The sequence below is a fragment of the Bradyrhizobium sp. WSM2793 genome (assembly GCF_000379585.1).
In the GTDB taxonomy this organism is placed as follows: Bacteria; Pseudomonadota; Alphaproteobacteria; order Rhizobiales; family Xanthobacteraceae; genus Bradyrhizobium.
On sequence record NZ_KB902782.1, the window covers coordinates 47,459 to 61,920 of the forward strand.

The following is a 14,462-nucleotide window of genomic DNA, read 5'->3' on the forward strand; positions in this document are numbered from 1 at the left end:
CAAATTTTAGAGCCGGTGACGAATCACCGGTACCCTGATTCCTATCGCAGTTGTGTGACTCTGCGAAGCATCGCGCGCCTCACCCCGGTAAAACCCTGGGTATGACGGTTGGCGCTGCCCGCTTTTCAACGCCGTTGCTCAGCGATGGTGCCAAGGAATGCCTCCACGGTGGGCATGATGTTGCCGACGATGATGTCGACGCCGGCCGCAGTCGGATGAATGCCGTCGGCCTGGTTGAGCTTGGCGTCGGCCGCAACGCCCTCGAGAAAGAACGGATAGAGCGGCACGTCGAATTTCTTCGCCAGATCCGGATAAATCGAATTGAAGCGCGCGGCATAGTCGGCGCCGTAATTCGGTGGCGCCAGCATGCCGCACAGCATCACCGCAATCTTGCGCGCCTTCAGCCGCTGGACGATGTCGGTGAGCGCGGCGCGCGTCAAATCGGGATCGACGCCGCGCAGGGCGTCGTTGGCGCCGAGCTCGACGATGACGCCGTCGGTTCCGTCGGGGACCGACCAGTCGAGCCGGTCACGGCCGCCCGAAGAGGTGTCGCCGGACACGCCGGCGTTGGTCATGTCGACCTCTATACCTTTGTCCTGCAAGGATTTTTTGAGCTTGGCCGGGAACGAATCCTGGGCCGAGAGGCCGAGGCCCGCACTCAGGGAATCGCCGAGGACGACCAGCTTGATCGGTTTGGCCGCCGGCTGGGCCTGCAACGACGGCGTTGTCGCGATCGTCATCAAACCGAGCATCAACACGGCTATGTGCATGAACAATCCGTAACGCCTCTCGACCGCGCCATCGGAGTTGCCATATGACCGGACCATGGACACTCGCATCGAACCCTCGTCGCTCACCGCTGCCGCGGACACCATCGCCATCTCCAACGTCAATCTCTCATTGGGCACGGGCGCGGCACGCGTTCACATCCTCAAGGATATCAGCCTGCGGGTCGCCTCGGGCGAGACGATCGGCCTGATCGGCCCGTCAGGCTCGGGCAAATCCACGCTGCTGATGGTGATGGCGGGGCTGGAGCGTCCTGATAGTGGAGAGGTGGTGGTATCGGGCACGCCTTTCAATGCCCTCGACGAGGACGCGCTGGCCCGCTTCCGCGGCCGCCAGGTCGGCATCGTCTTCCAGTCCTTTCATCTGATCCCGACCATGACGGCGCTGGAGAACGTCGCGGTGCCGCTGGAGCTCGCCGGCAATCCCGATGCCGCAACGCGCGCGGCGCAGGAGCTGCAATCGGTCGGGCTCGGCGACCGCCTGCATCACTATCCGACCCAGCTCTCCGGCGGCGAGCAGCAGCGCGTCGCACTCGCCCGCGCGCTGGCGCCCGATCCCGCCATCCTGGTCGCCGACGAGCCGACCGGCAATCTCGACGAGGCCACCGGAAAGCAGATCGTCGATCTCCTGTTCAGCAAGCACGCCGAGCGCGGCATGACCCTGGTGCTGGTCACGCACGATTCCTCGCTCGCGCATCGCTGCGACCGCGTGATCCGCCTGCGCTCGGGCCGCATCGACACGCAGTCTGCGCCGGCATGAGCGCCTCGGCCCAACCGTTCGCAAAGCCGAACGGCATCGCGCTGTCGCTGCGTTACGCGCTGCGCGAATTGCGCGGCGGCCTGCGCGGTTTCTACGTCTTCATCGCCTGCATCGCGCTCGGCGTGATGGCGATCGCCGGCGTCGGCTCGGTGTCGGCGAGCCTCTCCGACGGCTTGGCCCGCGAGGGCCGCACGCTGCTCGGCGGCGACGTCTCCTTCGTGCTGTTCCAGCGCGAAGCCAAACCTGAAGAGGTCGCCTTCCTGCGCTCACGCGGCACGGTCTCGACCGCCGCGACCTTGCGCGGCATGGCGCGCGCGGCCGATGGCCAGCTCGCACTGGTCGAGATGAAGGCGGTGGACGACACCTATCCGATGCTGGGACAGCTGACGCTGGCGCCACAGCTGCCGATGTCCGATCTGCTCGCAGAGCGCGACGGAGCGTTCGGCGCCGCCGCCGATCCGACGCTGCTGGCGCGGCTCTCGCTCAAGACCGGCGACCGCGTCACCATTGGCTCTGCGACCTTCCAGATCCGCTCAACCGTCGAAGCCGAACCCGACAAGCTCGCCGGCGGCATCGGCTTCGGACCGCGCTTCCTGATCAGCGAAGCCGGCCTGCGCGCCACCGGCCTGATCCAGCCCGGCAGCCTGGTGCGCTGGGTCTACCGGGTGAAGCTGCCTGATACGGCGAATAACGAGCGCGCCACCGAAGCCTTCATCGCGGACGCGCGGGGCGCCGCGCCGCAGGCCGGCTGGGAGATCCGCAGCCGCTCCAACGCCTCGCCGCAGCTCGAACGCAACATCAACCGATTCACGCAATTCCTGACGCTGGTCGGCCTCGCCGCGCTGCTGGTCGGCGGTGTCGGCGTCGCCAATGCCGTGAAGAGCCATATCGACCGCCGGCTCGAAGTGATCGCGGCCCTCAAGGCCGTCGGCGCCACCGGCCGCGACGTGTTCGGCATCTATCTGGCGCAGGTTCTCCTGCTCGCAGGCATCGGCTCGATCATCGGCCTTGCGCTCGGTGCCGCCATGCCGTTTGCGATCGTCGGCCTGTTCGGCAAGCTGCTGCCGCTGCCGGTGGTGCCGGCCGTGCATGCCGACGAGCTCGCGCTGTCCTTCATTTATGGCCTCCTGACCGCGCTCGCCTTCGGCCTGTGGCCGCTCGGGCGCGTCCACGACGTGCCGGTGGCCGCGCTGTTCCGCGACACCATCAGCTCGGAATGGCATCGGCCGCGCGCGAGCTATCTCGTGTTCATGGGCGTCGTGATCGCGCTGCTGATCGCGGTCGTGATCGGACTGTCGTTCGACAAACGCATCGCGGCGGTGTTCGTGGCCTCCTCGGTCGTCGTGTTCGCCCTGCTGCGCGGCATCGCCGCCCTGCTGATGGCCATCGCGCGGCGGCTGCCGCGGACGCGGCTGCCGATGCTGCGGCTGGCGATCGCCAACATCCACCGGCCGGGCGCGCTGACGCCCTCGGTGGTGCTGTCGCTGGGGCTCGGGCTCGCCGTGCTCGTCACCATCACCCAGATCGACGGCAATCTGCGCCGGCAGTTCCTGGCAGCCCTGCCGGACCGCGCGCCGTCCTTCTTCTTCATCGACATCCCGAGCACGCAGGCCGAGCAGTTTGACGGTTATCTGCGCCGAATTGCGCCGGGCGCGACGGTCGAAGACGTGCCGATGCTGCGCGGGCGCATCGTCGCCGCGCGCGGCGTGCGCGCCGAGGAGCTCAAGCCGACCACCGATTCCGAGTGGGTGCTGCAGAGCGACCGCGGCCTGACCTATACCGGCGAGCTGCCGAAAGGCTCCAAGGTGGTCGAGGGCGAATGGTGGAGCGCCGATTATTCCGGCCCGCCGCTGGTCTCGATGGAGAAGAAGATCGCCGACGGGCTCGGCCTCAAGCTCGGCGACGAGGTCGTGGTCAACGTGCTCGGCCGCGACATCCCGGCCAAAATCGGCAATCTGCGCACCATCGACTGGCAGGGGATGGGCATCAACTTCGTTCTCGTATTCTCGCCGAACGCCTTCAAGGGCGCCCCCCACACCCACATCGCGACGCTGACGGAAACGGCCGGAACTGCGGCAGGCGACGGCAAGATCATCAAGCAGGTCGCCGACGCCTATCCGATGGTGACGAGCGTGCGCGTGCGCGAGGTGATGGAGACGGTCGGCTCTGTCGTGACCAATCTGGCGCTGGCGATCCGCGGCGCCAGCGCCGTGACCCTGATCTCGGCGATCCTGGTGCTCGGCGGCGCGCTCGCCGCCGGCCATCGCCACCGGGTCTACGATGCGGTGATCCTGAAGACGCTGGGCGCGACGCGGCTGCGGCTGCTCGGGGCCTATGCGCTGGAATACCTCCTGATCGGGCTCGCGACCGCGGTGTTCGGGGTGATCTCCGGCAGCATCGCGGCCTGGATGATCGTGACGCGGCTGATGACGCTGAGCTTCGTCTGGCAGGCCGGCAGCGCGGCCGGCGTGGTCGCGGCCGCGCTCGTCGTCACGGTCGGACTCGGGCTCGCGGGCACGCTGCTGGCGTTGAACAAAAAGCCCGCCACGGTGTTGCGGAATTTGTGACAAAATGTAGCGGATGGCTGCGCGAGAGCAGAATCGCACGATTTCTGCGATTAACCACGACTGCCCGTCAGGTTCGCGTCAGGATTGCCGCCAAGGGCGACATTCAGCCGCGCGTGGAAGGTTGCAGCTAATGTGTTAGTTTCCCACATATCGAATGGGTTCGGAGCCCCGATTGTTAGCCAAAATTTAGTCGGTTGGCGTCGGTATCCGAGATAGAGTTTGACGAACCGGCGGCATGGCGACCCTCGTGCCGGACCGGACCAACCAACGGGAATTCGACCATGTCGGACCTAGACCGTAACTACGCTTCTCCTTTCGGCAGGGCCGCCGGGCGTGTTGACGCCGCGACGGTCGATGCTGGCCTGCGCGCCTATATGCTGCGCATCTACAACTACATGAGCATTGGCCTCGCCATCACCGGCCTTGCCGCGCTCGGTGTCTACATGGCTGCCGTGACCGACGTTCCGACGGCGGAATCCGTCCGCGTCGGCAAGCTGTTCCTGACCCCGTTCGGCTACGCGATGTTCGTCAGCCCGCTGAAATGGCTGTTCATGCTCGCGCCGCTCGCCATGGTGTTCGTGATCTCGGCGGGCATCAACCGTCTCGCTCCCTCGACCGCCCAGATCCTGTTCTGGGTGTTCGCGGCGCTGATGGGCATCTCGCTGTCGTCGATCTTCCTGGTGTTCACGCACACCTCGATCGTGCGGGTGTTCTTCATCACTGCGGCCACCTTCGGTGCGCTGAGCCTCTACGGCTACACCACCAAGCGTGACCTGACCGGCATGGGCTCGTTCCTGTTCATGGGCCTGATCGGCATCATCATCGCGAGCCTGGTGAACCTGTTCCTGGCGAGCTCGATGCTGCAGTTCATCGTGTCGGTGGTCGGCGTGCTGGTGTTCGCGGGCCTCACCGCCTGGGATACCCAGCGGCTGAAGAACGACTACATCTACGGCTACGCTTCGGCCGGCGGTGACATCGCAGAGCGTGCGGCCATCACCGGCGCGCTGTCGCTGTACCTGAACTTCATCAACCTGTTCACGCTGCTGCTGCAGCTCCTCGGTCAGCGCGACTAAGCGCAACGACGAGAGAACGGATACGAACCCCGGCCGAAAGGCCGGGGTTTTTGTTTGGGGGGTGGGGTGGCGCTTGTAGCCCGGATGGAGCGCAGGCAATCCGGGACAGTCCTTTCCGCGGATAAGGCGGCCCCGGATTACGCTTCCCTCCATCCGGGCGACAAGGCCACGAGTGCCGCCTTTCCTCCTCGTCATTGCGGGCGCAGCGAAGCAATCCAGAGTCCCTCCGCGGATGCATTTCTGGATTGCTTCGATGCGTTCGCAATGACGGGTGGGGCAACACCGTTGCCCCTTTCAGCGGAAGCGGGAAGGCTCTAATCTTGCCGCCATGTCCGCACCTGAAATCAGACCTACAACCGAGGCCGACCTTCCCGCCATCACCGCCATCTACCAGCAGGCTGTCCGCGAGGGCACCGCGACATTCGAGCTGGAGCCGCCCGACCTCGTGGAGATGACGCGCCGTTATCGCGCGCTGGTCGACGGCGGCTATCCCTATTTCGTCGCTATCCTCGACGGCCGCGTGGCCGGCTATGCCTATGCCGGCGCCTACCGCCCGCGCCCGGCTTACCGCTTCACGGTCGAGAACTCGATCTATCTCGATCCCTCCTTCCACCGCCGCGGTGTCGGATCAAAGCTGCTGGAGCGGCTGGTCGCCGAATGCGAGGCGCGCGGCTTCCGCCAGATGATCGCGGTGATCGGCGATTCCGCCAATGCCGGCTCGATCGGCGTGCACACCAAGGGCGGCTTCAAGATGATCGGCACGCATCCCAATGTCGGGCTGAAATTCGGCCGCTGGCTTGATACGGTGATGATGCAGCGCGACCTCGGCGAGGGCGCGAAGACGGTGCCGACAAAGTAGATCTCGTAGGGTGGGCAAAGCGATACCCGGGACCACCGCGAGACAAAACCCGGATGTCGCTGCGCTCATCCGGGCTACGAAGAATTCGCCACATCACTGCTGTCGTAGGGTGGGCAAAGCGCAAGCGTGCCCACGGCTTGCGGCGATAGAGAAAGGACGTGGGCACGGCGCAATGCGCCTTTGCCCACCCTACGGCACCGTCAATGTGGCTACACCACCGCCAGCTTCCGATCGATCACCAGCAGCACGCGCTCCAGCTCGTGGCCGCGGCGCAGGATCAGGCCGGTCGCCGAGATCACGCTGTACATGCCCTGCTTGCGCGCCAGCCGCGGATCCTTCTCGATGCGATAGATCGGCACTTCCGAGGCACGGCGATAGACAGAGAACACGGCGCGATCCCTCAGGAAGTCGATGGCATAATCGCGCCATTCGCCGTCGGCGACCATGCGGCCGTAGAGATTGAGAATACGATGCAGCTCGAGCCGGTTGAACGTCACCCGGCTCAGTTGCGTCGCCGCCGCGGCGGGGCGGGCCGCCGCGCGCTGCTCGCTCGGATCGGCATCCTCCGACAGACTCATGGAGCGCTTCCTCATCGCACGGCATGACCCGAATCCGCGAAGACCGTCCCCGGAACCTGGATCATGACAGCTGCATGATTGCGCCAACCGGCCACCGCCGCAAGGGGCTCCTGATTCAACCGGTCGAATCGGTTACGAATCGGGGCACACGCTATGGTGGAACTCCCTCGCGGCAAACCGTCACGGGATCGTTAGCAGGAATCATACTCTCGCCGCTTTTCCGCCTAGCGACTGCCGCCCTGCATTGCGAAAAGACTCCCGTGCGTTGACCCGGTCCTTTCGGTTCCGGATTCCTCAGCCCCCAGCCCCCCGGGGTCGAACAGGATCGGGTCTGTACGCGCGACAAGGAGGGCCAACGCAAGTTGGTCCTTTTTTGTTTGTGTCGGGATGTTTCTGCCCCGGCGAAATTCTCCTCTCATCAGCGCCAACAGTCTCTCCCCTCATCCTGAGGAGCCGCGCTCCCTTCGCGTGGCGTCTCGAAGGATCGAGGCCCAACCGCATGAGCGGGGCCGGCATGGTTCTCACGGCGATGCGAAACATCGTCCGGTAGACGCGCGCAAGAGCGCGCTCCTCACCATGAGGGTGGGCAGTGAGTACGACGCTAGAGAATTGAAATCAGTGCAGCGACGTGTAGGCCGCACCCAGCATCGTGCCGGGCTTCTCGCGGCTGCCGTCCTGGACATAGACCACCGCGCCGTCGACGCCGTCGCGCGTGAGGTTCTCGATCGGCACCGTCCAGCTTTCCGAACGCCCGGTCCAGTCACCGACCTTGAGCAGGTTGCGCACCACGTTGTGATAGGTGACCTGCTGTCCGCGATTCTCGCCGCGGGTGATTGCGATCGGGACTGACTTGGCGATCGAACAGATCCAGACCTCGCCTTGCGAGACGGCCGGCTCGTTGCTCGCCGCCACCGATACGTTGATCTGCTTGCCCGCGAGCGACATCGTCACCGGCACGCTCATCACGCCCGTGCCCTTGTCGGTCTTGCCGATCGCGCTCTCGATGCCGGCACGATCGCTGCCGATGACATGGGTGGAGCCGTTGACCACAACCTGCGGCGTGTAGACCTCGCGGTCGCCGCGCATGCGCGAGTAAGCACGCTGCCGTGCAGAGAAGCGTGAATCCGCCAGCGTGTCCTTCCAACCCAGATAGTCCCAATAGTCGATCGGCATGCTCAGCGCGATGATCGACGGGTCTTTGGAGAGATCGCCGATGATCTGGTCGGCGGGCGGGCAGGAGGAGCAGCCCTGCGAGGTAAACAATTCGACAACGGCGCGGGGATCGGCTTCGGCAGGACGGATGACGGCGACAATCGCACAGATGCCGAGAGCTCCCGACCAGAGAGCACCGGACCAACGTGAAACCAGATGAGAAGCCGTCATTGTTGTCATGTCGAACGCCGCACACCATTGCTCGTGGGAAGGAAAACTTATCGCCGGATGGTCACCGTAGTCTTACGGGGCGCGACACACTCGACCGTCCAGGCCAACCGTCCGAAAGGAGGTTTTCCGCCGGGCGGGCCCATCTGGAGCATGCCGCAAACGCACGAAGGCGGCCTTGTGATAGGCCGCCTTCGTTTAACCTTCTACTCACGTCGCGGTGAGCCACCGTTCACAAATTCGCGCTTAGGCCGCGAGCTTGCGCAGCACGTAGTGCAGGATACCGCCGTTCCGGTAGTAGTCGAGCTCGTCCAGCGTATCGATGCGGCAGAGCAGCGAAACGCGCTGCAGCGAACCGTCGCCGGAGACGATCTCCGCGGTCAGCTTCTGGCGCGGCTTGAGATCGCCGACGAGGCCACGCAGCGTGACCTTCTCGTCGCCCTTCAGGCCGAGCGACGACCAGGAGGTGCCCTCCTCGAAGGTCAGCGGCAGCACGCCCATGCCGACCAGGTTGGAGCGATGGATGCGCTCGAAGCTCTGGCAGATCACGGCGCGCACGCCGAGCAGGCGCGTGCCCTTGGCGGCCCAGTCGCGCGAGGAGCCGTTGCCGTATTCGGCGCCGGCGAACACCACCAGCGGCACCTGCTCCTGCTGGTACTTCATCGCGGCGTCGTAGATCGACATCTGCTCGCCGTCGGGCCAGTGCTTGGTCAGGCCGCCCTCGGGGATATTTCCATCCGCGCCCTTCAACATGAAGTTCTTGATGCGGATGTTGGCGAAGGTGCCGCGCATCATCACTTCATGATTGCCGCGGCGCGTGCCGTACTGGTTGAAGTCGGCGGGACGCACCTGGTGCTCGCTGAGATATTTTCCAGCCGGAGAGGTAAGCTTGATCGAACCGGCCGGCGAGATGTGGTCGGTGGTTATCTTGTCGCCGAACATGGCGAGGATGCGGGCCTCGACGATGTCGGTGACCGGCTCCGGCTCCTTCTTCATGCCGTCGAAATAAGGCGGGTTCTGCACATAGGTCGAAGACATGTTCCAGCGATAGGTCTCGCTCTCGACGGTCTTGATCTTGCGCCAGTTGGTGTCGCCCTTGAACACGTCGGCATACTTCTTCTTGAAGATCGACGCGGTCACGAACTTCTTCATGAAGGCATTGATCTCCTTGGTCGTCGGCCAGATGTCCTTGAGGTACACCGGCTTGCCGTCCTTGCCCTCGCCGAGCGGCTCGACGGCGAGGTTCTTGGTGACGCTGCCCGCGAGCGCATGCGCGACCACCAGCGGCGGCGAGGCCAGATAGTTCGCCTGCACGTCGGGCGAGACGCGGCCTTCGAAGTTGCGGTTACCCGAGAGCACGGCCGCGGCGACGATGCCGTTGTCGTTGATCGACTTCGAGATCTCCTCGGGCAGCGGACCGGAATTGCCAATGCAGGTGGTGCAGCCGAAGCCGACCAGGTTGAAGCCGACCTTGTCGAGATCCTTCTGCAGACCGGAATCGGCGAGATAGCCGGCGACGACCTGGCTGCCCGGCGCGAGCGAGGTCTTCACCCACGGTTTTGCTTTCAGGCCCTTCGCGGCGGCGTTACGGGCCAGCAGGCCGGCGCCGATCAGCACGCTCGGGTTCGAGGTGTTGGTGCAGGAGGTGATGGCGGCGATCACGACGTCGCCATGGCCGATCTCGAAGTCCTTGCCTTCGACGGCGAAGCGCTTGCTGGGCTCCTCTGCCTTCTTGTACTCGGTGCCGAGAGCGAGCGAGAAGCCTTCGGCGACCGACGGCAGCGCGATGCGGCCTTCGGGACGCTTCGGACCGGCCATCGACGGCACGACGTCGGCGAGATCGAGCGTCAGCGTCTCCGTGAACACCGGATCGGCCGACTTGGCGGTGCGGAACAGCCCCTGCGCCTTGGCATAGGCCTGCACCAGCGCGACGCGCGGCGCCGCACGGCCGGAGGTCTTGAGATAGTCGATCGCGGCGGCGTCAACCGGGAAGAAGCCGCAGGTCGCGCCATATTCGGGCGCCATGTTGGCGATGGTCGCCTTGTCGGCAACCGAGAGATTGTCGAGGCCGGGGCCGAAGAACTCGACGAACTTGCCGACAACGCCGAGCTTGCGCAGCATCTGCGTCACGGTGAGCACGAGGTCGGTCGCGGTGACGCCTTCCTTCATCGCGCCCTTCAGCTTGAAGCCGACGACGTTGGGCAGCAGCATCGACAGCGGCTGGCCGAGCATGCAGGCTTCCGCCTCGATGCCGCCGACGCCCCAGCCGAGCACGGCGAGACCGTTGACCATGGTGGTGTGGGAGTCGGTGCCGACCAGCGAATCGGGATAGGCGACCTCGAAGGTGCCGGTCTTCTTGCCGACCGTCATCTTCTCCTTCTTGGTCCAAACCGTCTGGGAGAGATATTCGAGATTGACCTGGTGGCAGATGCCGGTGCCGGGCGGCACGACCGAGAAGTTCGAGAACGCCTTCTGGCCCCATTTCAGGAACTCGTAGCGCTCCTGGTTCTGCTTGTACTCTTCGGTGACGTTCTTGCCGAAGGCCTTGTTGTCGCCGAAGAAGTTCACGATCACGGAATGGTCGATGACGAGATCGACCGGCACCAGCGGATTGATCTTCTCGGCGTCACCGCCAAGCTTCTGCATCGCGTTGCGCATCGCGGCGAGGTCGACCACCGCGGGCACGCCGGTGAAGTCCTGCATCAGCACGCGCGCCGGGCGGAAGGCGATCTCATGCTCCAGCGACTTCTTGCGCAGCCATTTCGAGACCGCGACGATGTCCTCTTTCTTGACCGAGCGGCCGTCCTCGTTGCGCAGGAGGTTCTCGAGCAGGACCTTCATCGAATAGGGAAGTTTCGAGATTCCCTTCAGACCATTCTTCTCGGCCGTGGGCAGGCTGTAATAGACATAGGTCTTGGCGCCGACCTTGAGGGTCTTTTTGCATTTGAAGCTGTCGAGCGAGGTCATGTAGGAATCCCAATTGTTAGTTATACCCGGCAGGGTATTTTAACACCGTTAGCGTATCAGGCTGGGCCGCTTGCAGGGGCAGGTTGAGTTGCTGCATCAAGTAGTTCCGGGCTTATAGAAGCTTTCTAACCGCGCCGCCACAGCCACAATCGTACCGCAGCATTCGCGAGCCAAAAATTCCCATGCGCTACCCCAAGTTTTCCTGAGGCCCGGCTTGAGCGGGGTGGACCAAGGCAAGATGCAGCTGTCCGGGCGCGGGGTCGTTTGCGTGCGCGGCGGCCGCGAGGTGTTTGCCGGACTCGATTTCGAGGCTGTCGCAGGCGAAGCGGTCGCGGTCGTCGGCCGCAACGGGTCGGGCAAGACCTCGCTGCTGCGGCTGATCGCGGGTCTGCTCGTTCCGGCAGGCGGTAAGATCGCGCTGGAGGGCGGCGATGCCGAGCTGACGCTGCCCGAGCAGTGCCACTATCTCGGCCATCGCGATGCCCTGAAGCCGGCGCTCAGCGTGGCGGAAAACCTGACTTTCTGGGCCGATTTCCTTGGGGGGGAGCGTTCTGACTTCGCCGAGAGCCTCGCCACGGTGGGGCTCGAGCATGCCACCCACCTGCCCGCCGGCTTTTTGTCCGCCGGCCAGCGCCGCCGGCTGTCGCTGGCGCGCCTTTTGACCGTGCGCCGCCCGATCTGGCTGCTGGATGAGCCGACCAATGCGCTGGACGTGACGGGACAGGACATGTTCGGCGGCCTGATGCGCGAGCATCTTTCGCGCGGCGGCCTGATCGTCGCGGCAACCCATGCACCATTGGGGATCGAGTCGCGACAGCTGCGGATCGGGGGTGTGGCGTGAGGCGACACGACCCTCAGCTTTCCGAGCGGCTGGGCCCCGCTCTCTCCGTTCCCTCCTCGCTTGTGTGGTCCGAGGCGAGCGAATCTCGCTCTCGCGGGCAGGGAGGGGGGTGCCACACGGCAAGACGTCTCGGTTCTGGCCTTCAAGAGGCGGGCGCTCTGTTGCTGGCGATCCGTTTCCACCGAGCATCTCTCCCCGGGCTACCCCTCTCCCCCGCCCTCCCCCACAGGGGGGGAGGGAGCGCACTGCGCCTGCGGCTCGATGCCATCAAACCAAGCGACTCCGCCGCGGGAGGCACCCCATGACCGCCCTCTCAGCCCTCGTCCGCCGGGACATCAGGATCGCGCTCCGCGTTGGGGGCGGGGCGCTGATTGGCGTGCTGTTCTTCTTGACCGTGGTGGTGCTGATGCCGTTCGCGGTGGGGCCGGATTTGGCGCTGCTGTCGCGGCTGGGGCCGGCCATCCTCTGGCTCGGCGCGCTGCTGGCGAGCCTGCTCACCCTCGACCGGCTGTTCATGGCCGACCACGAGGACGGCTCGCTCGACCTGATCACGATGAGCCGGACGCCGCTGGAACTCGCCTGCGCCGCCAAGGCGCTGGCGCATTGGCTGGCCGCCGGCCTGCCGCTGATTGTCGCAACCCCCGTGCTCGGCCTCTTGCTCAACCTCGACATGGTCGCGACCGGCGCGGTGGCGCTGACGCTGCTGGCCGGCACCCCGGCGCTGACGTTTACCGGCATGATCGGTGCGGCGCTGGCGGTGACGCTGCACCGCGGCGGGCTGCTGATGGCGGTGCTGGTGCTGCCGCTGTCGATTCCCGTGCTGATCTTCGGGGTGGCGGCCTCGCAGGCCGTGATCGTTGGCCCGATGACGTTCGGCGCACCATTCTCGATCCTGTGCGCGCTGTCCCTGGTCAGCCTCGTGATCGGCCCCTTCGCAGCCGCAGCGAGCCTGCGGCACGGGCTCGATTGAGATGCGCGCGACTGACCTTGACCCCGATCAACTTTCGTCCCTCGCTTTCGTGCTGATTGCCTGAGCGGCCACCGATGATTATCAGGGTACCATGACGCTGATCGACCTCGCCAACCCCACGCGGTTCCTCGCGCTGACAGCGCGGGTCTTGCCGTGGCTTGNNGCCGCGACCGTCCTGCTGCTTGCAATCGGTCTCTATCAAGCCGCGCTTGCGCCCGATGACTATCAGCAGGGCGCGACCGTGAAGATCATGTTCATCCACGTCCCCAATGCCTGGCTGTCGATGTTCGTCTGGGGCGTGATGAGCATCGCCTCGCTGGGCACGCTGGTGTGGCGGCATCCGCTCGCCGACGTCGCCGCCAAGGCCGCAGCGCCGATTGGCGCCGCCTTCACCTTCCTCGCACTGCTGACGGGCTCGCTGTGGGGCCGGCCGATGTGGGGCACCTATTGGGAATGGGATGCGCGGCTGACCTCGGTGCTGATCCTTTTCCTGATGTATCTCGGCCTGATGGCGCTGTGGCGCGCGGTCGACGATCCCTCGCGCGCCGCACGCGCCGCCGCGGTGCTGACCCTCGTCGGCGCGCTCAACCTGCCGATCATCAAGTTCTCGGTCGACTGGTGGAACACGCTGCACCAGCCGGCCTCGGTGATGCGCATGGGCGGCTCCGCGCTCGACAAATCGTTCCTGATTCCGCTGCTGGTGATGGCGATCGCCTTCACGCTGCTGTTCGTCACGCTGCATCTGGCGGCGATGCGCAACGAGATCCTGCGCCGCCGTGTCCGCTCCCTGCAAATGATGCAGGCAAGCCGTGTCGCGTTCTCGAACGAAATGGGCGCCGGTGCGCGCGGACAAAACGCGTCGAAAGAAATTGGGGCCGCAGGATGATGTCGCTCGGCCCTTATGCATCCTTCATCGTGACATCCTATGCCGCAGCGGCCCTCGTGGTCGCGATCCTGATCGGCTGGATCGTGCTCGATTATCGCAACCAGACGCAGCGCCTGCGCGAGCTCGACCGCAGCGGCATCACCCGCCGCTCCGGCCGTAGCGCCATGGACGCATCATGAGCGAACGATCGACCTCCGCACCGCCGCAGCGCCGCACTTTCCTGATGGTGCTGCCGCTGATCGCGTTCATCGGCCTTGCGCTGCTGTTCTGGTTCCGGCTCGGCAGCGGCGATCCCTCGCGAATTCCCTCCGCGCTGATCGGCCGTCCGGCGCCGCAGACGGCGCTGCCACCGCTCGAGGGATTGCAGATCGACAACGCGCAGGTGCCGGGCCTCGACCCCGCCGCGTTCAGGGGCAAGGTCAGCCTGGTCAATGTCTGGGCGTCCTGGTGCGTGCCGTGCCACGACGAGGCGCCGCTTTTGACCGAGTTCGCCAAGGACAAGCGCTTCCAGCTCGTCGGCATCAACTACAAGGACGCGGCCGACAACGCGCGCCGCTTCCTCGGGCGCTACGGCAACCCGTTCAGCCGGGTCGGCGTCGACGCCAACGGCCGTGCCTCGATCGAATGGGGCGTCTATGGCGTGCCCGAAACCTTCGTCGTCGGTCGCGAAGGCACCATCGTCTACAAGCTGGTCGGCCCGATCACGCCGGACAATCTGCGGACGGTGCTGTTGCCCCAGATGGAGAAGGCGCTGAAGGCAGCGGGGAGCTGAGCGCCGCGCTCGTGCCACACGCTC

The 14,462-nt window shown here is 65.3% G+C and carries 13 protein-coding genes; 9 read left to right on the top strand and 4 right to left on the bottom strand.

The features are described from left to right. Positions 1-125 precede the first annotated feature (125 nt). Complete coding sequence (locus A3AS_RS0117535; RefSeq protein ID WP_026202087.1) at positions 126-770, bottom strand: arylesterase; 645 nt, start codon at positions 768-770, stop codon at positions 126-128. A 55-nt stretch (positions 771-825) separates the two neighbouring features. Here A3AS_RS0117535 and A3AS_RS0117540 point away from each other — a divergent pair, with 55 nt between their 5' ends. The 4 genes from A3AS_RS0117540 to A3AS_RS0117555 all read left to right on the top strand — a co-directional run bounded on the left by A3AS_RS0117540 (position 826) and on the right by A3AS_RS0117555 (position 6,044). Further along, a complete protein-coding gene (locus A3AS_RS0117540; RefSeq protein WP_018318878.1) occupies positions 826-1,545 on the top strand; it encodes an ABC transporter ATP-binding protein in 720 nt (239 codons plus the stop codon). Further along, complete coding sequence (locus A3AS_RS0117545; RefSeq protein ID WP_018318879.1) at positions 1,542-4,112, top strand: ABC transporter permease; 2,571 nt, start codon at positions 1,542-1,544, stop codon at positions 4,110-4,112. Before A3AS_RS0117540 ends, A3AS_RS0117545 begins: the two co-directional genes overlap by 4 nt. Before the next feature lie 281 nt (positions 4,113-4,393). After that, positions 4,394-5,185, top strand: a complete 792-nt coding sequence (locus A3AS_RS0117550) for a Bax inhibitor-1/YccA family protein (protein WP_018318880.1) — start codon at positions 4,394-4,396, stop codon at positions 5,183-5,185. Between the two features lie 328 nt (positions 5,186-5,513). Further along, entirely contained in the window at positions 5,514-6,044 is a 531-nt protein-coding gene (locus tag A3AS_RS0117555; RefSeq protein WP_018318881.1) for a GNAT family N-acetyltransferase, read from the top strand. Between the two features lie 209 nt (positions 6,045-6,253). Here the strand turns inward: A3AS_RS0117555 and A3AS_RS0117560 are convergent, their stop codons facing one another. The 3 genes from A3AS_RS0117560 to acnA all read right to left on the bottom strand — a co-directional run bounded on the left by A3AS_RS0117560 (position 6,254) and on the right by acnA (position 10,969). Continuing rightward, positions 6,254-6,622, bottom strand: coding sequence for a DUF2794 domain-containing protein (locus A3AS_RS0117560; RefSeq protein WP_018318882.1), 369 nt, complete (start codon positions 6,620-6,622; stop codon positions 6,254-6,256). 615 nt (positions 6,623-7,237) lie between these two features. After that, positions 7,238-8,014, bottom strand: a complete 777-nt coding sequence (locus tag A3AS_RS0117565) for a thioredoxin family protein (RefSeq protein ID WP_018318883.1) — start codon at positions 8,012-8,014, stop codon at positions 7,238-7,240. A gap of 234 nt (positions 8,015-8,248) precedes the next feature. Continuing rightward, on the bottom strand, positions 8,249-10,969 hold the full coding sequence (gene acnA / locus A3AS_RS0117570; protein ID WP_018318884.1) for an aconitate hydratase AcnA: 2,721 nt from the start codon (positions 10,967-10,969) through the stop codon (positions 8,249-8,251). Between the two features lie 238 nt (positions 10,970-11,207). Between acnA and ccmA the strand changes: the two genes are divergently transcribed. The 5 genes from ccmA to A3AS_RS0117595 all read left to right on the top strand — a co-directional run bounded on the left by ccmA (position 11,208) and on the right by A3AS_RS0117595 (position 14,438). Beyond that, positions 11,208-11,810, top strand: a complete 603-nt coding sequence (gene ccmA / locus A3AS_RS0117575; RefSeq protein ID WP_026202088.1) for a heme ABC exporter ATP-binding protein CcmA — start codon at positions 11,208-11,210, stop codon at positions 11,808-11,810. Positions 11,811-12,111: 301 nt separating this feature from the next. Next, positions 12,112-12,780, top strand: a complete 669-nt coding sequence (gene ccmB, locus A3AS_RS0117580; RefSeq protein ID WP_018318886.1) for a heme exporter protein CcmB — start codon at positions 12,112-12,114, stop codon at positions 12,778-12,780. A gap of 91 nt (positions 12,781-12,871) precedes the next feature. Next, on the top strand, positions 12,872-13,666 hold the full coding sequence (locus A3AS_RS0117585) for a heme ABC transporter permease (RefSeq protein ID WP_018318887.1): 795 nt from the start codon (positions 12,872-12,874) through the stop codon (positions 13,664-13,666). Then, positions 13,663-13,845 (top strand): heme exporter protein CcmD, encoded by a 183-nt coding sequence (gene ccmD, locus A3AS_RS0117590; RefSeq protein ID WP_018318888.1) that lies wholly within the window; start codon positions 13,663-13,665, stop codon positions 13,843-13,845. The genes A3AS_RS0117585 and ccmD overlap by 4 nt, the downstream gene beginning before the upstream one ends. Continuing rightward, on the top strand, positions 13,842-14,438 hold the full coding sequence (locus tag A3AS_RS0117595) for a DsbE family thiol:disulfide interchange protein (RefSeq protein ID WP_018318889.1): 597 nt from the start codon (positions 13,842-13,844) through the stop codon (positions 14,436-14,438). Before ccmD ends, A3AS_RS0117595 begins: the two co-directional genes overlap by 4 nt. The last annotated feature ends 24 nt before the right edge of the window (positions 14,439-14,462 follow it).